The sequence below is a fragment of the Frigoribacterium sp. VKM Ac-2859 genome (assembly GCF_013204925.1).
GTDB lineage: Bacteria > Actinomycetota > Actinomycetes > Actinomycetales > Microbacteriaceae > Frigoribacterium.
In genome coordinates, this window is record NZ_JABMLC010000002.1 from 702,207 (window position 1) to 725,092 (window position 22,886).

The following is a 22,886-nucleotide window of genomic DNA, read 5'->3' on the forward strand; positions in this document are numbered from 1 at the left end:
CGCACGAGGCCCCGGGAACCCGCCTAGACCCTCACGGGGGTTGCTGGGGTCCGAGCGGGTTCCTGGGTCTCGGCGCCGGCTAGCGGGTGAGGACGACGAAGCCGCCGGGCTTGACCAGCACGAGGCTGCGGCCCTGCACGTCGCGCTGCTGCACGAGGCGGCCCTGCGCGTCGTACGACGACGCCGACGTCCGACTGCCCCGCACGCCGACCGGGGTCGGCAACGGCAGCCGCGAGGTCGACGACAGCAGCTCGGTCGTCGTCGGGCGACCGTCGGCCGCCGTCCCGGCGAGCACGAGCCGCTGGACGAGCGGCCGCACGATCAGGCCGTCGACCACGGTCGCGTCGCGGCCGGCGGTCACGGTGATCGCCGTCGCTCCGGCACCGATCGGCACCGGCAGCGTCTGGGGCAGCAGAGCCCCGGAGGCGGCGGTCACGCCCTGCGCCCCGGCCTGCGTCGTCAGCGTCCCCAGGGGCACGCGTCCCGCCTTCCAGACCGACGTCGAGCGCACTCCCTCGGCGGCGAGCAGGACCGGCTCGACGTGCCGCAACCCGGAGCCCGCGGGCACCGTGATCGTCGCGCTCTGCCCGGGCTCGAGCCGCAGCGCCGACCCACCGCCGTACTGCGACTCACCCGTCCACGCCGAGTCGGGGGTGACGACCGTGCCCGTCGTGGGCGACGCCGTCTCGGCCTCGACCACCGTGAGGCCGTCACGCGACGTGACGCTCGTCAGCCCTCGAGCCTCGGCCGAGACGTCGGGGGCGCCGTCGAGGGCGATCATCGACAGCAGGCCGTGGATCGTGCTCTCGGCACCGCTGTTGCGGTTCGCCGTGCCGTCGGCCTGCACGCCGTCGAAGGTCACCCCGGTGGCCGGGTCGTAGACGGGGGTGCCCGAGCGGTTCGTGCCGAAGTACCAGCTCGCGGCCACGGCCGCGACGCGCTTCAGACCCGGGGCCCCCGCGCCGGCACCGGCCACGGCGAGCGCCGACTGCAGCCGCGAGTCGGCTCCGTAGGCGATCTGCGTCTGGTCGACGGGCGTCGGGTACCAGGCGTTGTCGGGCCCGCTCGCCGTGAGCAGCGTCGTCGTGAACGAGGTCTGGTCGAGCACGGCCGGTTTCAGCAGGTCGGGTCGGGCGAGCACGGTCGACGCCCGGGCCAGGGCGACGGGCATCTGCGACGACCAGGCGTGCCACATCGAGCGGGACTTCGCCCAGGGCAGCACGGCTCCGTACGGCCAGGTCTGCCCGTCGCCGGACGACATCGCGGCGACGCCCTCGGCGAGCTGCGTCAGCGCGGTGCGCGAGGCCGCGTCACCCGGCACGACGGCCGAGTAGGCGCTCAGCCCGAGGACGGCCTCGGCCGAGGCGTCGGCTCCGGAGCCGATCAGCCAGGCGGGCACCTTCGCCCCGTCGGCCACGTCGTACCGACCGTAGCGGGCGAGCGTCTCGCGGTTCAGCGCCGTCACGCCGAGCTGCAGCCGCTGCTGCAGGAACGCGGCGAACTCCGGGTCGTCGTCCGCGAATGCGGCGTACCCCTCGCCGAACGCCCAGATGCTGCGGGCCAGCCAGTAGCTGTTGCCGCTGTCGGACGGGTCGGGCAGTTCGACCGGCACCGGGCTGCGGTTGAAGGTGCCGTCGGGCTGCATCCAGAGAACGACGTTGCCGGCGGCGTCACCGGTGGTCGTCTGGAAGTACGCGGTCGCCCGCAGCAGCTCGTAGGCCTTCTGCCGGCTCGACTCCGAGCCGGTCTGCTTCCAGTCGCGCAGGTACACGACGGCCGTCCGTGAGACGTCGTCGCTGTTGTACGCGCCCTGCCCCCAGTACCCGGTCGCGGGGTCGAGCGGACCGCCGCCCACCCGGGCGAAGGTGCCGCCGTCGCGGGCGTCGGCGTAGGTCCACGGCAGGGTGAGCGTCGGCTCCGCGCTCTGCCGGTAGGTCGAGTGCCCGGCCTCGGGCACGGGCGTCGTCCGGTCGAGCAGGAAGTCCAGGTGCGCGAGGTTCGTCAACGGTGCCACGGCCGGTGCGGCCGCCGGGGCGGTCGGCGCGGCCGAGCCGGGCGGCGCGGCCGCCGGACCAGGAGGCGCGGCGGCAGCCGGCAGCGCCCCCGTCACCCCCAGCACGGTCGCCAGGGCCGCGGCCAGTGCCGCGCCCGTCCATCGTGAGTTGCGTGCGATCATCGTCGACCGCCTCCTTCTTGTCGGTGATCCGTGGGTGTCGTCGGTCCGGGGGTGACGTCGGGCCGTGCGCGAGCTCAGGGGCGGTCGAGGCGGGCGACGCCGATCTTCGAGTCGGCCATGCCGTAGAACACGTAGGGGACGCCGTCGACGTGTTCGATCGCGGTCGGGAACACGACGTTCGGCACGATGCCGTCGCGCTCGTCGGCGGTCTCGGCCTCGAGCAGCGGCACCTCCGACCGGGTGACCACGCGCGACGGGTCGTCGGCGTCGAGGATCATCCCGCCCGCCGCGTAGTTCACGTTCTGCTGCTGGGCGAAGGCGTCGTCGATCACGCCGGTGACGCCGTGGTGCAGCAGCAGCCAGCCCTCGTCGATGCGCAGCGGGGGCGGGCCGCCGCCGATCTTCAGCTCCTCGAACGGGAACTCGGGGCCGGCGACGAACCGGTGCTGCCCCCACCGCGCCAACGCCCGCGGGTCGGCGGCGACCGCGTCGACCGGCACGTAGCTGATCCAGATCGAGTGCCGCCCGTCGGTGACGCCGGCCGGCAGCGGACTGCCCTCGCCCGGCACCGTCGCACCGATGTGCCACATCGGTCGGTGCAGCACGGCGAAGCTGCGCACGCCGTCCGGCGCGGTGACCGGCGACGGGAAGAACACGGTGTCCTTGTTGTGGAACAGCCCGAGGTCGGTGTCGAGCTCGTCGACGTACTCGAAGGTCGCGGGCCCGAGTCGGCGCCAGTCGCGCAGGTCGTCGCTCACGGCGACGGCGGTGCGCGGCCCGAGCGGCCCGTAGGCGACGTAGGTCATCACGTGCAGCCCGAGCTCCTCGATCCACGTGACGCGCGGGTCCTCGACGCCGGCGTGGGTCGCGCCGCGTTCCCACCCGCGATCGGGCGCGAGCACGACGCCCTCGCGGGTCACGCCCACGGGCACGCCGTCCTCGACGACGACCCGGGCCAGCCCGACGCGCGACACGTTGCCCGTGGCGACGAGCCGCGGCAGCAGGTAGAGCTCGCCGTCGGGCCCGCGTCCCGAACCGGGGTTGAGCACCCCCTCGGCCTCGTCGGGCGAGTCGGGGTCGGGGGTCATCACGACGCCCAGGCGGGTCAGTCGGTACGGGAAGTCAGCCATGGGAGGCCCTTTCGAGAGGCGAGAAGCGAGAAGCGAGAGGCGAGAGGCGACGGAGGCGCGATGCGAGGGGGGATCGCACCGCGCCTCCTGCGGTGGGGGCCGTCGGCACGACGACCCGGTCTGGGGGTGGGGAGCCGAGGAGGCGCGGCGCGCGCCGGTCGCGCAGCGCGCCTCCTCGGGTCGGGAGGCGGTCGGTCAGCCCTTCACGCTCGAGCCGACGTCGGTCGAGATGAAGTAGCGCTGGAACACGATGAACAGCAGCACGACCGGAGCGGCCAGCACGACGGCGCCCGCGAGGGTCGCGCCGAACGGGTTCGCCGCGGTCGCCGCCACGTTGCTGATGTAGTTCGCCAGCGACACGGCGAGCGGCTGCATCGACGCTTCCTTGGTGATGAGGAACGGCCAGAGGAACTCGTTCCACGGACCGATGAAGGTCAGCAGCAGGGCCGTGACCAGCGCCGGGCGCACGAGCGGCAACGCGATGTTCCACAGCAGCCGGAACTCGCCGGTGCCGTCGATGCGCGCGGCCTCGAAGAGCTCCTTCGGCAGCTGCAGGAAGTACTGCCGGAAGATGATCACCGCCGTCGAGTTGATGGCGAACGGCAGGATCATGCCCAGGTAGTTGTCGCTCAGCCCGTAGTTGCGCGCGATGAGCACGTACAGCGGGATGATCAGCAGCTGGAAGGGCACCACCTGCACGAGCAGCGCCAGCGCGAAGGTGACCCCGCGACCACGCCACTGCAGCACCGCCAGCGCGTAGCCGACCAGCACCCCGAACACGAGGGTGCAGGCGAGCACGCCGACCGTGAAGATGCCCGAGTTGAGCAGGCCGCTGAGCAGCCCGATGCGGCTGTCGATCGCGGCGTAGTTCTCGACCGTCAGGTTCGACGGGTGCGGGAACGCCCCGGCCACGGTCGGGTCGGGCTTGGTCTGCAGCGACCCGATCACCATGTAGTAGAACGGGAAGAGGAACGCCAGGGCGCCGATCGCCAGCACGACGCCGCGCAGCGTGGTCTGGGCCCGGGTCAACGGCGGCTTCTTGCCGACCCGCAGGGGGCGGGCGGTGGTCTCGTCGGAGACGGTCATCTCAGTCCTCCTTTCCGCCGGCGAACCGGTTCTGCAGCAGGGCGATGACCAGCACGAGGATCACGAGCACGACGCCGATCGCGGCGGCCTGGTCGGGGTTCCCCTGCTCGATGCCCTTCTGGTACATCAGCAGCACGGGTGAGGTCGACGCGCCGTTCGGCCCGCCTCCCCCGGTCAGCAGGTACGGCTCGGTGAAGAGGTTCGCCCCGGTGACGGTCGAGACGAGCAGCACGAGCACGGTGGCCGGACGCACGCCCGGGACGGTGACGGTGAAGAACGACCGGATCGGGCCGGCACCGTCGCTCGAGGCCGCCTCGTACAGCTCCTTCGGCACGTTCTGGAGCGCCGCGAGGTACAGCAGGATGTAGAAGCCGAGCTGCTTCCAGGTGACGAACAACGCGATCGAGGGCATGGCCCAGGCCGAGTTGATCAGCCACGACGGGGTCGGGGCCAACGGTCCGAGCACGTTGTTCACGAGGCCGTCGCCGTTGAAGAGGAACAACCAGACCGCGACGACGGCGACGCTCGCCGTCAGGTACGGCACGTAGAACGCCACCCGCAGGAACCCCCGGAAGTGGGCGACCTTGTCGAGCGCCGTGGCGAGCACCATGCTCAGCACGACGGTCAGCGGCACGTTGATCACCAGGAAGACGCCGACGTTGCCGAACGAGCGGATGACCGCCGGGTCGGTGAACGCGGAGACGAAGTTGTCGAGGCCGACGAAGGGCCGCGCGACGACGGCACCGGGCGCCGTGAAGAAGTAGTCGTGGAACGCGATGTAGACCGCGTAGACCAACGGGTACGCGAACACCGCCAGCACGAACACCAGGTAGGGCGCGCTGAACAGCAGGCCGAGCGGGTGCTTGCCGAGGGGGCCGCCCCGCCGACGCCCGCGCGGGTCGCCGTCGCGGCGACGGCCCGCCCGGTGCCCGGAGCCGGGACCCCCCGAGGAGGCGCGGTGCGCCTCCTCGGCTCGTCCGGCGGTCGGCGACGCTGCCGCCGCCTCGTGCACGGTGGACACGATCAGCCCCGCGCCGCGAGCTCGTCGATCTTGTCCGCGGCGTCCTTGAGCGACGAGTCGACGTCGCCCTTGCCGAAGATCACGCTGCTCGACCATGCGTCGCGGAAGGCCTGCAACTCGGCGACGGTGTTCGGGCCGGCCGGCACCTCGACCGTGCGGGCCGCCTGGTCGCCGAAGAGCGCGTACGAGGGGTTCGCGTCGAAGTAGTCGGAGTAGGTCGAGGCCAGGTCGGTGCGGATCGGCATCTGGCCCGTGGTCTCGAGCAGGGCGCGGTCCTGGTCGCTGCTGGTGGAGAACTTCAGGAAGTCCCACGCCGTGCCCTGGTTCTCGCAGGCCGTGTACATGCCGACGTTCTTCGCGTCGCTGAACGTGTAGGTCTCGTCGGCGCTCGTGCCGTCCTTGGTCGGGACGGGCACGGCACCCCAGTTGACGTCCTTGTAGACCGACACGGCCCACGGCCCGACGATCGACATCGCGGCCTCGCCGTCGGCGAACGAGTCGCCCGTGTACTGCTCCTGGCCGGCCAGCCCCTGCTCGTAGAGCGAGCGCCAGAAGGTCGCCACGTCCTCGCCGGCGGTGTCGGCGAAGGTCGCCTTGCCGTCCTCGACGAGGCCGGTGCCGCCGGTCTCGGCCGCGTAGAGCGGCATGAAGTCGAACTGCGACTGGAAGAACTCGCTCGTCGGCGCCGGGTGGATGGCGTACTTCGAGACGCCGGCGTCGACCAGGGTCTTCGACGTCGCGAGGAAGTCGTCGTAGGTGGAGAGGTCGGGGTTCTCGGCGTCGAGGCCGGCCTTCGTGAAGAGGTCCTTGTTGTAGAAGATCATCACCGGGTTCGACTTCCAGGGCAGCTGGTAGTACTTGCCGTCGGCGTCCTGGTACTGCTTCGCGAGGTCGCCACTGCGCTCCTCGATGTAGCTCGCGCCGTCGTCGAAGCTCGACAGGTCGACCAGGCCGCCCTGCTTCTGGAACTGCCCGACCGCGCTGGGGGCCGTGTTGTAGACGAGGCAGGGGGCGTTGCCGGCCGTGATGGCGGCGCCGATGACCTCTTCGCTCGACTTGCCGGCGGGGATCTCCTGCCCCTTGACCTGCTCGTCGGGGTGGTCGGCGTTCCAGGCCTCGACCATGGCCTTGCCCCAGGTCACCTCCTGCTCGTTGTTCGAGTACCAGATGGTGATGGGGCCCTTGGCGGTGAGGGCGTCGCTCGAGGCACCGCCGCCGCCGGAGCAGGCGGTCAGGCCGAGGGCGGCGACCAGGACGGTCGCGCCGAGGGTCGCGCGGCGGGTGAAGCGTGTGCGTCGTTGCACGGTGTTCTCCTTGGGTGGGTGGTGCTGCGGGTGTGGCTAGGGGGTGGTCTGCGGTGCCGGGGCGTGCGGGTCGGTGCGGTAGAAGTACAGGTCGCGGTGGCCGGCGGGGGCGTCCCAGCCCTGGGCGAAGGTCCAGCGGCCGCCGATCTGCTGCAGGCCGCCCCAGCTGAGCGACCCGCCGGACGTGAGGGCGAGCTGGTCGACCGGACGCCCGACGTCGTAGAGCGCCTGGCTCGCCGCGAAGACCCCGTCGACGTCGTGGAAGACGTCCAGCACGAGTCGGCCGTCACCCGTGACGATCGCGGCGGCGACCTCGTGCAGGTGGCCGCCGACGCCCGACAGGTCGAGGTACGGCACGGGCTCGAAGGTCCAGTGGCGCAGGTCGTCCGAGCGGCCGACGTGCAGCACGCCGTCGAAGCCCTCGCTGACGAACATGAGGTAGTCCCCGTCGTCACGGCCGCCGCCGCCGCTGCCGCTGCCGCCGAGGCGGACGGCGTTCCCGTGCTCGTCGCGCGGGATCACGGCGCCCTTGGCCCAGAGCCGCGTCTGCTCGTGGTCGGCGATCGGGCCGAGCTTCTGCCAGGTGACGAGGTCGTCGCTGACGGCGACCAGCAGGTCGATGCCGACCGCCTGGACGGGGTACCCGGGGCTCGGGTGCGCGACCCGCGCCTCCTCGGTGATCGGGAAGACGCCGTTGTAGAACAGCCAGAAGCGACCCTCGGCGCGGTAGACCTTGGGGTCCTCGGTGCCGAACAGTTCGTCGTCGAGGGTGGGACGGACGACCGGGTTGGCCGGGTCGTCGACCCAGGCGGTGCCGGGTGCGGGTTCGCCGTCGGGGGTGAGGGCGAGGGTGGCGTGGCCGATGCGGCTGCCGAGGCTCTCCTTGCGGGGCGAGGCCCGGTAGAAGAGGTGCAGAGTGCCGTCGTGCTCGATCAGGCTGGGGTTGTAGAGCGACTCGCTCGTCCAGACGAGTCCGTCGGGGTCGGGCCACTGGCCGTCCAGCGTGAAGGTGAACGCCGGGTCGGCGGTGAAGGGCCCGACCGCCCAGTCGGGGCGGCCCGGCTCGTACGCGGCGGGGCTCGAGAAGGTCAGCTGCGAGAGGGCGCCGGTGAGCTCGTTGCGGTGGACGAGGGCCTCGTCGAGGACCGTCTGGAGGCGCTCCCGGGTCAGCGGGACGAGGTACGGCTTCGAGGCGGCGCGCGCCACGTCGGCGTCGGGCCCGGTGTCGGCGCGCGTGGCGTCGGTGCTCGTCGTGTCGGTGCTCGTGGCGTCGGGCCCGGTGTCGACGCGCGTCGTGTCGGGCCCGGTGTCGGCGCTCGCCTCGGTGCTCGTCGTGTCACTGGCGGTCGTCATCGGGGCACCCACTTCGTCGTGTGCGGTCTCACTGGTCTACCGAAACGTTTCGGTAGATCGAGAAGTTAGCACGTCCGCCGCCGCGCCGGAACCCCTCACGGCGCGATCTCCCGACCCGCGCCTCCTGACCTGACGCCCGACGGGCACCCACCGGGCTCCCGCCGCAGGGCGCACCACGCTCGCGTCGTCGAACCACCTCGGAACGTGGTTCGACGACGCGAGCGTGGTGCGTCCTCGACGCCCGGGCGCCGAGCGAACTCTGACGCAGCGCAGGGCGGCGCGGGGCGCCGCGGGGTCAGCGGGCGGCGGGGCCCGTCGATGCGCGGACCAGCAGCCGGGCGGGCTCGATCTCGGCGTCGGTGACGGTCTCGCCCTCGACGGCCGAGAGCAGGAGGCGCGCCGCCTCGGCCCCGATCAGCCGCGGAGCCGTCGTCAGCGTGGTCAGCCCGGGGCGCACGTACGACCCGAGCTCGATGCCGTCGAACCCGGCCACGCTGACGTCGTCGGGCACGCGGACCCCGAGCCGGTCGAGCTCGGTCATGAACCCGATGGCGGCCAGGTCGTTGGCGCAGAAGACGGCGGTGGGGCGGTCGTCGACCGGTGCGTCCGGGCCGAAGAGGCGAGCGGCGGCCCGGGCTCCCCCGTCGTAGGTGAAGTCGGCCTCGACGACCGCCCCGGGCTCGTGCCCGGCTCCGACGACGGCGTCCCGCCAGGCGGCCCCGCGACGCCGCGAGTGCACGAAGCGCCCGGGCCCGGCGACGTGGGCGAACCGCCGGTGACCGAGCGACACGAGGTGCTCGACGAGCTCGCCGATGCCGGCCGAGTCGTCCTGCCGCACGGCGGGCAGGGGGAAGTCCCCGGCCGGGTTGACCCCGACGGCGGGCAGGTCGAGCTCGCGGACCAGCTCGACGCGCGGGTCGTCCACCGTCAGCTCGTTCAGGACGACGCCGTCGACCCGACGTCCGGCCGCGAGCCGGCGATAGCGGTCGAGCGGTTCGTCCGCCGCCGACCCCATCTGCAGGATGAGCGCGTACCCGCGCGGGTCGAGCACCGACTCGAGCCCGCCGATGAAGCTGCCGAAGAACGGGTCGGACTCGAGCACGAACGGGTCGCGGTGCACGACGAGCCCGACGGTGAACGCCCGCTTGGCGCTCAGGCTGCGGCCCCGGACGCTCGGCACGAAGCCGAGGTCGTCGGCGGCCTGCCGGATGCGCGCGCGGGTCTGCTCCGAGACGCCGGGGCGACCGTTGAGGGCGCTGCTGACCGAACTGATCGCGACGCCGGCCCGGGCCGCGACCTCGACGATGGTGACCCGCTCTGCCACGCCGCGCCTCCTCGTCCTCGCCGGTGCCGATGCCCGTGTGCGCCCGCTGCGCCCCCACGATGCTACTGACCCGCCGCAGCCGCCACCCTCGCGTGGACCGCCCGGCCCTAGGGTCGGGGCATGCTCATCGTCTCGCTCTTCGCGGCCTCGCTCGCCGCCCTGCTGCACCTCTACATCTTCGTGATGGAGTCCTTCCTCTGGACCACCCCCCGCGTCCGCGCGACCTTCGGCATCACCGACGACGTCCAGGCCGAGCACACGAAGCCGCTCGCCTACAACCAGGGCTTCTACAACCTGTTCCTCGCGATCGTCACGATCGTGGGCGTCGTGCTGATCGTCGCCGGAGGGGCAGGAGGCGCGGGCAGCGCCTTCGAGGCATCCCCCTCGGGCAACGCCCTGCTCGTCGCGGGCACGGGGTCGATGCTCGCCGCCGCGCTCGTCCTGCTGCTCTCGGACCGCACGAAGACCCGCGCCGCGGTCACGCAGGGGTTCCTCCCGCTCGTCGCGCTCGTCACGCTGCTCATCGCCGCCGCCTGACCGGGTTCGGCCGCACTACCCTGGGCGGGTGACCGACGTGACCGACGCCACCCGCGCCTCCTCCGCCCCCGACGCCGCGACGGCCGACGCCGCTCGGGCCGCTGCCCCGGCCGCCCCGACGACGCACTGGACGCTCACGCTCGTCTGCCAGGACCGACCCGGCATCGTCCACGCGATCAGCGGTGCCGTCGTGCAGGCGGGCGGCAACATCACCGAGTCGGCGCAGTTCTCGAGCCACGACACCGGCACGTTCTTCATGCGCCTGCAGGTCGAGGCCCCCGGCGAGCGCGACGCGTTCGAGGCGGCGCTGGCGCCCGTGCTCGCGCACTACGACGTGCAGGCGAAGCTCGACGTCGTCGGTCGCCCGACCCGCACGCTCGTGCTCGCGAGCAAGGCGGCGCACTGCGTGAACGACCTGCTGTTCCGGCAGCGGGCGGGACAGCTGCCGATCGAGGTGCCGTTGATCCTGGCGAACCACGACGACCTGTCGGGCCTCGCCGAGTTCTACGGCAAGCGCTTCGAGCACCACCCGGTCACCGACGCCGAGTCGAAGGCCGCCTTCGAGGCCCGCGTGCTGCAGGTCGTCGACCGCTACGACGTCGAGCTCGTCGTGCTCGCCCGCTACATGCAGATCCTCAGCCCCGAGCTCTGCGCCGCGCTCGAGGGGCGGGCGATCAACATCCACCACTCGTTCCTGCCCGGGTTCAAGGGGGCGAACCCCTACCGCCAGGCGCACGCCCGCGGCGTGAAGCTGATCGGCGCGACGGCGCACTTCGTCACGAGCGACCTCGACGAGGGGCCGATCATCGAGCAGAACGTGGTCCGCGTCGACCACACCCGCAGCGCCCCCGAGCTGATGGCGATCGGCCAGGACGAAGAGAGCCGCACGCTGACCCAGGCCGTCCGCTGGTTCGCGGAGGACCGCGTGCTGCTCGACGGCGCCCGCACCATCGTCTTCCGCTAGCCCCGCCCGGGCACACCGGCCGTACGCTGGACGCGTGACCCCGACCGACCCCGCCCCCTCCCCCGTCCCGGCCCGCGGCGGCCCGGTCGGCCCCCTCGACGTGGTGCGGTTCGTCACGCTGATCCTCGCCTTCCTGAGCCTCGGCTTCTGGGGCTACCTCGCCTGGCCGTTCCCGTTCCCGTCGCTGGCGTTCATGATCGGCGCGCCGCTCTTCGCGATCGTCGTGTGGGGCCTGTTCCGTTCGCCACGCGCCCCGATCCCGACCGACGCCGTCGGCAAGGCCCTGGTCGAGATCGCGATCATGGGTGCCGTGGTCGCCGCCTGGGCCATGCTCGGCTACCCGGTCGTCGCCGTGGCGTTCGCCGTCCTGGCCGGCGTCACGGGCGTCCTGGCCTTCCGTCGCGAGAACGGCCGGGGGGCCCGCCGGTGACGACCACCCTGTTCTCCGACGCCCGCAAGGTCGACGCCGACGGCGTGGTCGAGGGCTTCTGGATGCTCGTCGACGGCGACGTGATCGTCGCCACCGGCGCCACGGTGCCGGGGGCGCGCGCGGCGGCCGGGGCGAGGCACGGGGTCGATGCGACCCGCGCCTCCTCGGCGGCGTCGGGTGCACCCGACGACCCGACCGCAGGAGGCGCGGTGCCGCCCCCCGCGGACCTCACGGTCGACCTCGCGGGCGCCACGCTCACCCCGGGGCTCATCGACCTGCACACGCACGGCGGCGGCGGGCACGCCTTCGACGGCGGGCCGGGCGACCTCGACGCGGGACTCGCGCTGCACCGCCGGCACGGCACGACGCGCTCGCTGGTGAGCCTCGTCGCGAATCCGGTGCCGGTACTCTCCCGGTCGCTCGGGGTGATCGGTGACCTGATGCGGCGTGATCCGCTCGTGCTCGGGGCACACCTCGAAGGGCCGTTCCTGGCTCCCGACCGGCGGGGAGCCCACGCGCCGCACTTCCTGCTCGAACCCCACGCCGCCACGGTCGAGAGCCTGCTCGAGGCCGGCGACGACGTCGTCCGTCAGGTCACCCTCGCCCCCGAGCTGCCCGGTGGGCTCGACGCGATCGACCGGCTCGTCAGCTCGGGCGTGGTCGCCGCCGTCGGGCACACCGAGGCCGACTTCGACCTCGCCCGCGCGGCGTTCGACCGCGGCGCGAGCCTCGTGACCCACGCGTTCAACGCCATGGCCGGCATCCACCACCGCGACCCGGGGCCGCTCGTCGCGGCGGTCGGCGACGAACGCGTGATGATCGAGCTGATCCTCGACGGCGTGCACGTGCACCCGGCCGTGGCGGACCTCGTGCTGCGCTCGGCGCCCCGGCGGGTCGCCCTCATCACCGACGCGATGGCCGCGGCCGGAGCCGCCGACGGCGACTACCGCATCGGCGAACTCGCGGTGACGGTCGAGCACGGCGTCGCCACGCTCACGGGCACGTCGACCATCGCGGGCTCGACCCTGACGCAGGACGCCGCCCTGCGCATCGCCGTCCTGCAGACCGGACTCTCGGCCGTCGACGCCGTCGCGGCGCTGACGCTCGTGCCGGCCCGCGTGCTCGGCCTCGACGCCGGGGGCAGGCGAGCGGACATGTCCGGAGCGCAGGCCGGCGTCGAGCGCACGGCGCAGGACCGTGCGCTGGGCGCTGGGCTGGGCCTGGCGCCGCGCACGGCGCCGGCCGCCGGGGCCCGACCGTCGCTCGGGCGCCTGGCCCCCGGTCACGTGGCCGACGCCGTCGCGTGGCACGACGACTGGACGGTTGCCCGGGTCTGGGCCGCCGGCCGCGAACTGCCCGCCGGCTGATCCCCGCCACCCGGCCCCGCCCCGCTCCGCCCGACACCGCACCGCGTTTCGTGCACGGCACCGCGACGAGTTGCGGTGCCGTGCACGAAACGCGGTGCCGTGAGTCGGAGCCGTGGGGCGTCGGGCTCGCGGAGCGGCCCTACCCCTTCAGGTCGGGGAAGTCCGCGTCGCGCCACTCGGCCGCGGCCCGCTCGCCCGACCGGGCCAGCGCCTCCTCGCGGTCACGCAGCTCGACGCGTCGGATCTTGCCCGAGATCGTCTTCGGCAGCTCGGCGAACTCGACCCGCCGGACCCGCTCGTAGGCGGGCAACGACACCCGGGCGTGAGCCAGGACGGCCCGCGCGGTCTCGGCGTCGGGTGCCCACCCCTCGGCCAGGGTCACGTACGCCTTGACGATGTTCAGCCGGGTGTCGTCGGGTGCCGGCACGACCGCGGACTCGGCGACGGCCGGGTGCTCGATCAGCATGCTCTCGACCTCGAACGGCGAGACCTTGTAGTCCGACGACTTGAAGACGTCGTCGGTGCGGCCGACGAAGGTGATCATGCCGTTGGCGTCACGCACCGCCACGTCGCCGGTGTGGAACAGCCCGTCGCGCATCGACGACTCGGTGCGGGCGGCGTCGCCGAGGTAGCCGGTCATCAGGTTGACGGGCCGCGTGGTGAGGTCGAGGCAGACCTCGCCCTCGTCGCCGACGACACCCGTGACGGGGTCGACCAGCACGACCTCGACGCCGGGCAGGGCGCGCCCCATCGAGCCGGCCTTGATCGTGCCGCCGGGCGCGTTCGCGACGATGGCGGTCGTCTCGGTCTGCCCGTACCCGTCGCGGATGTCCAGGCCCCAACCCTGCTGCACCCGCCCGATCACCTCGGGGTTGAGCGGTTCGCCGGCCGAGAGCGCCTCGCGAAGGGCGCTCGGCCGCGGACCCAGGGACGACTGGATCAGCATCCGCCACACGGTCGGCGGCGCACAGAACGAGGTCACCCGGGCGCGCTCGAGCTGGTCGCGGAGCTCGGCCGGGCGGAAGCGCCCGTAGTTGTAGACGAAGACGGTGGCCTCGGCGGTCCACGGCGCGAAGAAGCAGCTCCAGGCGTGCTTGCCCCAGCCCGGCGACGAGATCGTCATGTGCACGTCCCCCGGCTGCACGCCCAGCCAGTACGTCGTGGTCAGGTGCCCGACGGGGTACGAGGCGTGCGAGTGCACGACCATCTTCGGCTTGCTCGTCGTGCCCGACGTGAAGTAGACGAGGCAGGCGTCCTCCGTCGCGGTGGCGACGTCGGGGCGGTCCCAGGAGGCGCGGTGCGAGTCCCCGAAGGACGTCCAGCCCGCGGGGGTCTGGTCGCCCTCGGGGACGACCGCGATCCGCGTGACGGCCTCGACCCCGTCGACCCCCGCGAACGCCGGGGCGTCGGCCGCGTTGGCGATCACGTGCCGGACGAGCCCGCGGTCGATGCGGTCGGCGAGGTCGGCGCTGCCGAGCACGGTCGACGTCGGCAGGATGACCGCGCCCACCTTCATCACCGCGAGCATGGCCTCCCACAGCTCGACCTGGTTGCCGAGCATGAGCATGACGTGGTCGCCCTTGGCGACGCCGAGGTCGTGCAACCACGCGGCGACCTGGTCGCTGCGCCGACGCATGGCGTCGAACGACACCCGCTGCTCGGAGCCGTCCTCCTCGACGATCCAGAGCGCCGTGCGGTCGTTGCCGTCGGCGACCACGTCGAACCAGTCGGTCGCCCAGTTGAAGCGGTCGCCCACGTCCGGCCAGCGGAACTCGTCGCTCGCCCGGTCGAGGTCGTGCCCGAGCCCCAGCAGGTGGTCGCGGGCCGCCCGGTAGGCGGCGGTGGCCGGGGCCTCGGCGGGTGCGGATGCGGGTGCGTCGGACATCCCGCCATCATGCACCCCCACCCATGCCGGGCCCGGCATGCGGGAGAGCCGCTCGCCTAGGGTCGTGACATGACGAACGACGCGACCCGCGCCTCCTCATCCGCCGACACGTCCGCCCGCCGGCGGCCCGCGCTCGAGATCGCGGTGACGAGCGCCGCCGGGGCCGTCACGGCCCGCGACGGCGGAGCCGACCGGGTCGAACTCTGCAGCGCCCTCGAGCTCGGGGGCGTCACCCCGTCGCAGGGCCTCGTCGAGGCGGCCGTCGCGACGGGCGTGCCCGTGCACGCGCTGGTGCGGTGCCGGCCCGGCGGGTTCGCGTACGACGCGGACGAGCTCGACGTGATGGTGCGCGAGATCCGGGCGCTGGTGCGCTCGGGCGTGGCCGGCGTCGTCGTGGGCGCGCTGCGCGAGGACGGCTCGCTGGACGTCGACGCCCTCCGCTGGTTCGTCGAAGCCGCGCTCGACGCCGCCGCACCTCGGCACCGGGTCGCCGGACCGCAGGACGTCGCCGAGGTCCCTCCGCGCGGCGTGGGGTCTACGCGGGCTCCCGGGGTCTCACCACTCGAGCCGCGCACGCTGGAGTCGCGCCCGCTCGAGTCGCGCCCGCTCGAGCCGCGCCCACTGGAGATCACCGTCCACCGGGCCGTGGACCGTGCGGCGGACCCCGTCGCGGCGGTGACGGCCCTGGCGGGGCTGGGCGTCACGCGCGTGCTGACGTCGGGCGGCTCCTCCACGGTCGGGGCGGGTCTGGCGTCGGGGGTGCTGCCGCGCCTCGTCGAGGTCGCGGGCGACGTGCAGGTGATGGCCGGGGGCGGCGTTCAGCTCGGCGACGTCCCGGCGCTCGTGGCCGCGGGGGTCGACGCCGTCCACCTCTCGGCGAAGCGGGCGCGGGCCGTGCGCGCCTCCTCGTCCCGGTCGGGGACGACCGTGTCGCTCGGCACCGAGGCGTCGACCGACTCGTGGTTCGAGACCGACCACGACCTGGTCCGCGCCGCCCGTCACGCCCTCGACCAGGCCTGATCCGGCGGCCGCCGCGACGCCGACGGGGCCCGTCCCGGGGTCCCGACCCGCGCCTCCTCCCCAGGGTCCCGACCCGCGCCTCCTGCCCGGCTCCGGTGCACGACGGCGACCGCCACCGGGCGCGGGGGTGCACAGTGGAGCGATGACATCGACGTCCCTCCTCGTGATCGGCGGCACCGGGCAGATCAGCGCCTCGGTGGTGCGGCAGGCCCTGCGCGACGGCCTGGCCGTGACCGTGCTCAACCGCGGCAGCACCACGATCCGGCCCGTGCCCGCGGGCGTCGAGCAGCTCGTCGCCGACGTCCGGGACGAGGAGGCGCTGGTCGCCGCCCTGGACGGGCGTCGCTTCGACTCGGTGGCCGACTTCCTCACCTTCACGCCCGACCAGCTCGCCTCGATGCTGCGCGTGGTGGCCCCGCTCACCGACCAGTACGTCTTCATCGGTTCGGCGTCGGCCTACCAGAAGCCCCCGGTGACGCTGCCGATCACCGAGGCGACGCCGCTCTTCAACCCGTGGTGGTCGTACTCGCGCGACAAGATCGCCTGCGAGCGCCTGCTGCGCGACGAACACCTCGCCGGGCGGGTGCAGGCGACCGTGGTCCGGCCGTCGCACACCTACGACGAGACGCACGTGCCGTTGCTCGGCGGCTGGACCCCGATCGAGCGCATGCGCCGCGGGGACGCGGTCGTGCTGCACGGCGACGGCACCTCGCTCTGGGCGCTGACCCACTCGAGCGACTTCGCCCGCGCGTTCGTCGGGTTGCTCGGGCACCCCGGCGCCCTGGGCGAGGCGTTCCACATCATGTCGCCCGAGCTGCTCACCTGGAACATGATCGCGCGCGACCTCGCCGACGCCGCGGGGGCGTCGCTGCACGTCGTCCACCGCACGACGCAGGTCCTGACCGACGAGGTGCCCGAGTGGACGGCCGACCTCTGCGGCGACCGCAGCCACCCCGCCGTGTTCGACACGTCGAAGATCCGCGCGCTGGTGCCCGGGTGGGAGGCGCGGGTCCCCTTCGCCGAGGGAGCCCGCCAGATCGTCGCGTGGCACGACGCCGACGCCTCCCGTCGCACGGTCGACCCCTGGGTCGACGACGCCTACGAGCGGCTCGTCGCGCTCTAGCCCGGACTCGGGTCCCGACCCCGGCCCGGCCCCCGGCCCCGGCCCGTTGGAGCTTCGGGTCGACGTCGCACCACCGTCGCGTCGTCGAACCACCCGGGGGCGTGGTTCCACGACCCGGGCGTGGTGCGACCTCGGCCCCGGGCCCGGCCACCGACCCGCCGACGCACCGCCAGCTCGACGTCGCACCACCGTCGCGTCGTCGAACCACCCGGGGGCGTGGTTCCACGACCCGGGCGTGGTGCGACCTCGGCCCCGGGCCGGGCCACCGGGCCACCGGGCCGGGCCGGGCCGGGCCACCGGGCCGGGCCGGGCCGGGCCACCGGGCCGGGCCACCGGGCCGGGCCACCGGGCCGCCGACGCACCGCCGGCTGAACGTTGCACCGCCGATGTGGGCGGTGCAACGTTCAGTGGGCAGTGCGACGGTCAGTGGGCGGTGCGACGCAGCTCGGGTGCGGGCGCGGCTGCGGCCGTCGGGGCGCCAGCCGCCGCAGCCGCCGCCGCCGCCTCCGATCCGGCCCGCACCGCACGCACGGCGACGGGCAGCGTCAGCCGGAACACCGCGCCGGGCCGGCCGACCCCGGGAGGCTCGCAGACCAGGTCGCCGCCATGGGCGCGCGCGAGGCCGCGGGCGATGGGCAACCCCAGGCCCGCGCCTCCGTCCCCGGACCGTCGGGCCTCGTCGAGCCGCACCAGCCGGTCGAACACCCGCTCGCGGTCGCGCTCGGGCACGCCCGGGCCGTCGTCGGACACGAGCACCGCGACCTCGTCGGTACGCGATGCGTCGAGCCAGAGCGTCACCCGCCCCGTGCCCCCCGTCGCCCGGGCGGCGTTGTCGACCAGGTTGCCGACGATCTGCGAGACCCGACCCGCGTCGGCCGCGACCACGACCGGCCCGTCGGGCAGCAGGACGCGCAGGTCGAGCGACGGCCGTCGCAGCCGCTGACGCTCGACGTCGGCGAGCAGCGACGCCCCGAGGTCGACGGGTGCGACGTCCAGCGAGATGCCCTGGTCGACGCGGGCCATCAGCAGCATGTCGTCGATCAACCGGGAGGCGCGCTCGGCCTCGCGCACCACGTGCGTCGCCAGCCGCTCGCGTTCGTCGGCCGTGCCGGGTGACCGCACGAGGGTGTCGGCCGCGGCGCGCATCCCGGCGACGGGGGTGCGCAGCTCGTGGGCGGCGTCCGACACGAACGCGCGCACCCGCGTCTCGGCGTCGAGCGCGGCCCGCTCGGCCCCCTCGACGCCGTCGAGCATCTCGTCGAAGGCGACGGCGACCCGGCCGATCTCGGTGTCGCGTCGGGCCGGCCGCAGGCGTCGTCCCCGGTCGCCGTGTGCGATCGACCGGGCGACGCCGGTCATCCGGTCGAGCGGCCGCAGGGTGGCCCGCACGACGAGGGCGAGGCCGACCGCCGCGATCAGCAGGAACGCCGCGGAGGCGCCGATCATCACCCAGCGCAGCTGCACCAGGGTCTCGCCCACCGACCGCGAGTCCGTGGTCAGGGTGATCGTCGACCCGTCGCTGAGCTGCGAGACGAGCGTGGTCACCTCGTCGTCGCTCCGCACCTCGGACGAGGTGACCGTGACCGCGTCGGACGAGGAGGTGCCGGTCGCGTCCCCGGCGTCGGTGCCGCTCGAGGAGTCGGTTCCGGCCTCATCGGTGCCGGTGCCGGTGCCGTCCGGGCTGCCGTTGCCCGCGCCTCCTGGTCCGTCGTCGAGCCCCGAGGCCGGGCCGCCGCGTCCGGGGCCGTCGCCGAGCGAGGGCGGGCCCTCGCGCAGCTGGTCGGGGCTCGGGCCGGCGACGATGGCCTCGCCGTCGGCGTCGCGGATGACGACCGAGAGCCCCTGGGCCGAGAGCCGGTCGGCGAGCTCGTCGCCGTCGACCGTGCCGACCAGGGCGGCGGCGGCCGCGGCGCGGTCCGACAGCCGGTCGACGACCTGGGCGCGGAGTCGCTGGCCGAGCGTGAGCTCGACCGTCACGGCGAGCGCCGCCAGCAGGACGGCCAGCAGCAGCAGCACGGCGACGACCGTGCGGACGCGCAACGAGCCGGTGCGCAGCCCGGGGGTGGCGGTCTCGGGGGCCGGCACCGCGCCTCCTCGGGGGTGGTGTCCCGTCGAGAGCGCGGCGGGACGGCGGGCGCGCCTCACGCGCTCATCCGGTAGCCGAGGCCGCGGACGGTGTGGATCAGGCGGGGGCCCCGGGTCTCCATCTTGCGGCGCAGGGCGCTGAGGTGCACCTCGACGAGGTTGGGGTCGTAGTCGTCGTAGCCCCAGACCTGGGTGAGGATCTGCGTCTTCGAGACGGTGCGTCCGCGGCTCTCGGCGAGGAAGCCGAGCAGGCGGAACTCGGTCGCGGTGAGGTCGAGTGGTTCGCCGCCGCGCGTGATGCGGGCCGCCTCGGGGTCGACGACGAGGTCGCCGATCTCGATCACCGACGGGATGCGGCCGCGGCGGCGGAGGACGGCCGTGACGCGCGCGATCAGTTCGGCGACGGCGAAGGGCTTGACCACGTAGTCGTCGACGCCCTCGGAGAAGCCGCGCAGCCGGTCGTCGACCTCGTCGCGGGCGGTCAGCATGACGACAGCGGCGTCGGACGAGGTGCGGATCGTGCTCGCGAGCCGGATGCCGCTCGCCCCGGGCAGCATCCAGTCGAGCACGACGAGGTCGGGCACGAACGCCTTCAGCTGTTCGGACAGGTCGGAGCCGTCCGCGAGACCGTGCACGGCGAAGCCCTCGGCGCCCAGCGCGGTGACGACGGCGGTGCGGATGGTCTCGTCGTCGTCGATCACGAGGACGCGGGCGGGGCTGAGCATCCTCCGAACGGTAGGGCCGGTCGGTGGGCGGAGGCTATGGAGGGGCTGGGGGTGCGGTGTGGGTCGCGTGGCCGCGGACTGCCACCAGGGGTGGACCGCCGACGGGCTCGGCCTGCCGCTAGGGTCGGCGCATGGGGAGACAGCGCCGACGACGGCAACTCGTCGCGGGCGGCGTCCTGCTGGGGCTGTCGCTGCTCGCGTTCTGGCTCGGAGGGCCGATCTCGGCCCGGTGGCCGTCGGCCTACCTGACCGTGGGGTTGGCGGCGTTCGGGCTCTTCCTGGTCGCCCTGTGGTTGTTCCTCCTCGTCATCGCCGAGCGTGAGGGGCCGCCCTCTGGCGCCCCGACCCTCCCGACCCGTCCGAGTTCCCCGGGCTGGTGGCCGTTCCAGCGGCGGCAGCCTCCGATCCCTCCGGACCTGGATGAGTTTTCCTCCGCCCCCTGGCGCCACCACGTCTGGGACGACCGGGTCGTCCCCGCACTCCGTCGCGTCGATGCCGACGAGACCCTCGAGCTGTTGCTCATCGACGACCGAGGCGAAGGCCCGATCGGCACGAAGAGGCAGATCGTCGTGGCGTTCTCCACCCAGGACCTCTTGCTCATGTCGGCCGCGCTGCAGGCGGACGCCGAGGACTCCCGCGACCCCTACCCGGCCAGGGAGATCGGCTTCGATGCGCAGGACGCACTCGCCTGGTCGCGTCGGGCCGCCCGCGCCGCCCGCGACGCGCCGGCCCCCCGGCCCGGCCCGCCGCGCACCACTGCCGTCGGCGCACGACGCATCGCGTGGACCGCCTGGGCGCTCGAGGACGATGCCGGGGGCGACGAGAACCGAGATCCGTGGTTCGCCGTTCCCCTCGACCAGCTCGAGGCCGTGCTGAACACCCTCCATGAGGTGGCGAAGGGCACCATCGACGTCGATCTCGGTGCCACCCACCGACCCGACGCCCAGCGGCCCGACGACTTCGGGACCGCCAGCGTCGAGGACGGACACGACGAACGCCTTGTGGCCGACGAGCTGGTAGGACGCCTACGCCAAGTCCTCCGGCACGCGCACGAGCCCGACCCGGCACCGGCATTCAGTCCCACCGACACCTGACTCGTCCGTGCCGAACCACCGAGACGGATCGATGCGGGGAGGCGCCGCTGGACCGTCGGTGAACGGGTTCTACGGAAGGGCCGGAGGCACGGTGCGGGCCAGGTCACCGGCGCCGCCGAGGTCGGGGTCGAGGTGGGCGAGGACGAACGGGTCGACGCAGCCCCGGGCGAAACCGCGGATGCGTCGGTCGATGTCGCGCTGCAGGAGGACGGCGCCGATGCGCTCGGCCACGGGCGCCAGCCACGCCGGCTTGCACGAGAAGTTGTAGCGCCAGACGGCCTCGGTCGAGCTCGGGTCGCCGTCGACCTCGCTGAACCGCCATCCCCCGCCCATGCGCGCGAAGAACCACGACCCCTTCGTCATCTTCATGCCGACGTTCGTCGGTGGGTTGTACGAGACGTACTCGCTCTCCATCCGGAACCCGAAACGCTGCACGGTGAACGTCCGGACCCCCTTGACGGCCCGTGGCGCACCGCCGACGAGGTACTGCCGCCGGATGAACGGGTCCCACCGCTTGCGCGCCTCCCCCTGGGTCTGCGACACCGCGAAGGCGACGTGGAGGTCGACAGGAACGACGCACCGGGACTCGACGACGGGCATGGGCTCATCGTCGCACCTCCGGACGTCCGGGCGACCACGGGCGTGGAAAGATCAGGACAGATCTGTCGACACCCGACCCCGAGGAGCGACGTGCTCGCACGAGACGTGACCGAGAAGAGATTCACTCCGACCCGCTTCCGCGACGGCTACGCGATGGAGGACGTTGACCCGTTCCTCGAGCGCATCCGGACCACCCTCGCGGCCTACGAGCAGGGGACCACCGTCGGCCTCCTGGCGGACGTCGACGTCGTGGCCGCCCGGTTCCGACCGACGAGGTTCAGGGAAGGCTACGACCAGGACGAGGTCGACGACTTCCTGGACCAGGTCGTCGTCGAGCTCAGGGGACGCCAGTCGGCCGGGGGTCGCTGACCGCGTCCCGACGACGCGTCAGCCGCGGGCGTGGCGCACGTACGCGACGATCGCGTTGGCGTGACCGTGGCCCAGGCCGTGTTCGGACTTCAGCCACGACACCACCTGCATGTGCGCGTGCTCGTCGAGACGCTCGTCGACCAGGTCGAGCCACTCCTGGACCGGCCGCCCGTAGGTGCGCTCGATGCTCGGGAAGTACGACGCCGGCCCTTTGACGGTCTGGCCGTCGGCGGGCGGTTCGGGTGCCAGGACGCGTTGCTCGGACATGCCGTGACGGTAGCAGTCGGTGTCGACGCGACTTAAGCCCCGCTTCAGATTCGGTTCCGAGAGTGGTGTCTGCCGGAGGGAACGCCCCGACCGCCAGCCGCACCGCGGCTCGCCCGGCACCCGACATCTGGAGACACCATGGCGAAGGACACCACCCCCGACGGCCGCGACGACGACCGTCGCGACGAGAACACCCCCGCGCAGGACGATGCGTGGGCCGAGCGACTGCGTCGTGAGGACGAGGACCAGGACGCCCGTGCGACGACCGAGCTGCCGGCCCGGCCGTCGGGCCAGCCCACGGCCCCGACCACCCCGATCGTCGCCGACGACCAGCGCACCCGCGAACTGCCCACGGACGGCAGCGCGTTCCGAGCGGAGTCGACCCCGCGACGGCGCCCGAGGAAGGGCCTGCTCGTCGGCATCGGCATCGCGGCGGCCGGCCTCGCCCTGGTCGGGACCAGCACCGCCGTCGCGGTGTCGAACGCCGGGAGCTCGACCAGCGCCTCCTCGAGCGCGACGCCGGGCCGGGACGACGCGACGGACCAGGCCGACGGCTCACGCCAGGGGCCGGGAGAACGAGGCTCCGACGACGCCACCGGTGCACCCACCGACGCACCGACCCCGCCTGCTGCGGGTGACGACTCGGACGAGAGCACTCCGGCCGAGGGCACCGGGCCCGACGGCGAAACCCTGCCGACCCCCGGCACCGGGCCCGACGGCAAGGCTCTGCCGACCCCGGGCGTCGGCCCCGACGGGAAGGCCCTGCCCGAGGCACCGGAGGGCGGCCCCGCCGCCGGCGGCCCGATGGCTGGCGGACCGCAGGGCCCGGGAGAGAAGCGCGGCCCGGGCCACGGCCCCGGCGAGAAGGGCGGCCCGAAGACGGACTCCGGCGACACCGAGGACGACTCCGACCGCCCCACCCCGCCGACGGACGCGCCCGCCCCTCCCACGGACGCGCCGACCCCCACCCCCGGCACCGACGAGGGCTCGGGCTCGTAGGCCGCCGGCCGCACCGGCCGTCAGGGC

General features: G+C 73.7%; 20 protein-coding genes and 1 pseudogene. 9 read left to right on the forward strand and 12 right to left on the reverse strand.

Features of this window, described 5'->3' with window-relative positions; genetic code table 11:
- Positions 1 to 79: 79 nt before the first annotated feature.
- From HQQ78_RS11185 to HQQ78_RS11215, 7 genes are all read right to left on the reverse strand, one after another.
- Entirely contained in the window at positions 80 to 2,176 is a 2,097-nt protein-coding gene (locus tag HQQ78_RS11185) for a hypothetical protein (protein WP_173153266.1), read from the reverse strand.
- A 74-nt stretch (positions 2,177 to 2,250) separates the two neighbouring features.
- Positions 2,251 to 3,306 (reverse strand): glycosidase, encoded by a 1,056-nt coding sequence (locus HQQ78_RS11190; RefSeq protein ID WP_173153268.1) that lies wholly within the window; start codon positions 3,304 to 3,306, stop codon positions 2,251 to 2,253.
- A gap of 195 nt (positions 3,307 to 3,501) precedes the next feature.
- Complete coding sequence (locus tag HQQ78_RS11195) at positions 3,502 to 4,257, reverse strand: carbohydrate ABC transporter permease (protein WP_218141852.1); 756 nt, start codon at positions 4,255 to 4,257, stop codon at positions 3,502 to 3,504.
- 136 nt (positions 4,258 to 4,393) lie between these two features.
- Positions 4,394 to 5,404: a carbohydrate ABC transporter permease gene (locus tag HQQ78_RS11200; protein ID WP_371740497.1), complete on the reverse strand. Its 1,011-nt coding sequence runs from the start codon at positions 5,402 to 5,404 to the stop codon at positions 4,394 to 4,396.
- An 11-nt stretch (positions 5,405 to 5,415) separates the two neighbouring features.
- Positions 5,416 to 6,717 carry a sugar ABC transporter substrate-binding protein gene (locus HQQ78_RS11205; protein WP_371740463.1) on the reverse strand — a complete coding sequence of 434 codons (1,302 nt, stop codon included), beginning with the start codon at positions 6,715 to 6,717 and terminating at the stop codon, positions 5,416 to 5,418.
- A gap of 36 nt (positions 6,718 to 6,753) precedes the next feature.
- The gene (locus HQQ78_RS11210) at positions 6,754 to 8,070 is read right to left on the reverse strand and encodes a hypothetical protein (protein WP_173153274.1); all 1,317 of its coding nucleotides are present in this window, start codon (positions 8,068 to 8,070) and stop codon (positions 6,754 to 6,756) included.
- A 295-nt stretch (positions 8,071 to 8,365) separates the two neighbouring features.
- The gene (locus HQQ78_RS11215; RefSeq protein WP_173153276.1) at positions 8,366 to 9,394 is read right to left on the reverse strand and encodes a LacI family DNA-binding transcriptional regulator; all 1,029 of its coding nucleotides are present in this window, start codon (positions 9,392 to 9,394) and stop codon (positions 8,366 to 8,368) included.
- Between the two features lie 120 nt (positions 9,395 to 9,514).
- On the opposite strand from HQQ78_RS11215, the gene HQQ78_RS11220 reads away from it, so the two are divergent.
- The 4 genes from HQQ78_RS11220 to HQQ78_RS11235 are packed head-to-tail and all read left to right on the forward strand — an operon-like array spanning position 9,515 to position 12,692.
- Positions 9,515 to 9,931, forward strand: coding sequence for a DUF1304 domain-containing protein (locus tag HQQ78_RS11220; RefSeq protein WP_173153279.1), 417 nt, complete (start codon positions 9,515 to 9,517; stop codon positions 9,929 to 9,931).
- A gap of 28 nt (positions 9,932 to 9,959) precedes the next feature.
- Positions 9,960 to 10,895 carry a formyltetrahydrofolate deformylase gene (gene purU, locus HQQ78_RS11225; RefSeq protein WP_371740462.1) on the forward strand — a complete coding sequence of 312 codons (936 nt, stop codon included), beginning with the start codon at positions 9,960 to 9,962 and terminating at the stop codon, positions 10,893 to 10,895.
- A gap of 34 nt (positions 10,896 to 10,929) precedes the next feature.
- Positions 10,930 to 11,325: a YrdB family protein gene (locus HQQ78_RS11230; RefSeq protein WP_056043326.1), complete on the forward strand. Its 396-nt coding sequence runs from the start codon at positions 10,930 to 10,932 to the stop codon at positions 11,323 to 11,325.
- On the forward strand, positions 11,322 to 12,692 hold the full coding sequence (locus tag HQQ78_RS11235) for an N-acetylglucosamine-6-phosphate deacetylase (RefSeq protein ID WP_371740461.1): 1,371 nt from the start codon (positions 11,322 to 11,324) through the stop codon (positions 12,690 to 12,692). Before HQQ78_RS11230 ends, HQQ78_RS11235 begins: the two co-directional genes overlap by 4 nt.
- 139 nt (positions 12,693 to 12,831) lie before the next feature.
- On the opposite strand, the gene HQQ78_RS11240 is transcribed toward HQQ78_RS11235, so the two are convergent.
- On the reverse strand, positions 12,832 to 14,577 hold the full coding sequence (locus tag HQQ78_RS11240) for an AMP-binding protein (protein ID WP_173153282.1): 1,746 nt from the start codon (positions 14,575 to 14,577) through the stop codon (positions 12,832 to 12,834).
- Positions 14,578 to 14,646: 69 nt separating this feature from the next.
- Here HQQ78_RS11240 and HQQ78_RS11245 point away from each other — a divergent pair, with 69 nt between their 5' ends.
- A complete protein-coding gene (locus HQQ78_RS11245; RefSeq protein ID WP_173153285.1) occupies positions 14,647 to 15,597 on the forward strand; it encodes a copper homeostasis protein CutC in 951 nt (316 codons plus the stop codon).
- Positions 15,598 to 15,739: 142 nt separating this feature from the next.
- Positions 15,740 to 16,720, forward strand: coding sequence for an NAD-dependent epimerase/dehydratase family protein (locus HQQ78_RS11250; protein WP_056043339.1), 981 nt, complete (start codon positions 15,740 to 15,742; stop codon positions 16,718 to 16,720).
- A 423-nt stretch (positions 16,721 to 17,143) separates the two neighbouring features.
- Here HQQ78_RS11250 and HQQ78_RS11255 read toward each other — a convergent pair whose 3' ends face one another.
- Both HQQ78_RS11255 and HQQ78_RS11260 read right to left on the reverse strand, forming a co-directional pair.
- Positions 17,144 to 18,865, reverse strand: coding sequence for a sensor histidine kinase (locus HQQ78_RS11255; protein WP_371740460.1), 1,722 nt, complete (start codon positions 18,863 to 18,865; stop codon positions 17,144 to 17,146).
- Entirely contained in the window at positions 18,862 to 19,530 is a 669-nt protein-coding gene (locus HQQ78_RS11260) for a response regulator transcription factor (RefSeq protein WP_173153288.1), read from the reverse strand. The genes HQQ78_RS11255 and HQQ78_RS11260 overlap by 4 nt, the downstream gene beginning before the upstream one ends.
- Positions 19,531 to 19,661: 131 nt before the next feature.
- Here HQQ78_RS11260 and HQQ78_RS11265 point away from each other — a divergent pair, with 131 nt between their 5' ends.
- Positions 19,662 to 20,624 carry a hypothetical protein gene (locus HQQ78_RS11265; RefSeq protein WP_173153291.1) on the forward strand — a complete coding sequence of 321 codons (963 nt, stop codon included), beginning with the start codon at positions 19,662 to 19,664 and terminating at the stop codon, positions 20,622 to 20,624.
- A gap of 69 nt (positions 20,625 to 20,693) precedes the next feature.
- On the opposite strand, the gene HQQ78_RS11270 is transcribed toward HQQ78_RS11265, so the two are convergent.
- Positions 20,694 to 21,224, reverse strand: coding sequence for an SRPBCC family protein (locus HQQ78_RS11270; protein ID WP_173153294.1), 531 nt, complete (start codon positions 21,222 to 21,224; stop codon positions 20,694 to 20,696).
- A gap of 105 nt (positions 21,225 to 21,329) precedes the next feature.
- Between HQQ78_RS11270 and HQQ78_RS16415 the strand changes: the two are divergent.
- Positions 21,330 to 21,566, forward strand: a pseudogene (locus HQQ78_RS16415) (DivIVA domain-containing protein); the annotation flags it as partial.
- A gap of 45 nt (positions 21,567 to 21,611) precedes the next feature.
- Here HQQ78_RS16415 and HQQ78_RS11280 read toward each other — a convergent pair.
- On the reverse strand, positions 21,612 to 21,860 hold the full coding sequence (locus HQQ78_RS11280; protein ID WP_123571236.1) for a DUF4287 domain-containing protein: 249 nt from the start codon (positions 21,858 to 21,860) through the stop codon (positions 21,612 to 21,614).
- Positions 21,861 to 21,998: 138 nt separating this feature from the next.
- Between HQQ78_RS11280 and HQQ78_RS11285 the strand changes: the two genes are divergently transcribed.
- Positions 21,999 to 22,859 (forward strand): hypothetical protein, encoded by an 861-nt coding sequence (locus HQQ78_RS11285; RefSeq protein WP_173153300.1) that lies wholly within the window; start codon positions 21,999 to 22,001, stop codon positions 22,857 to 22,859.
- Positions 22,860 to 22,886: the final 27 nt, after the last annotated feature.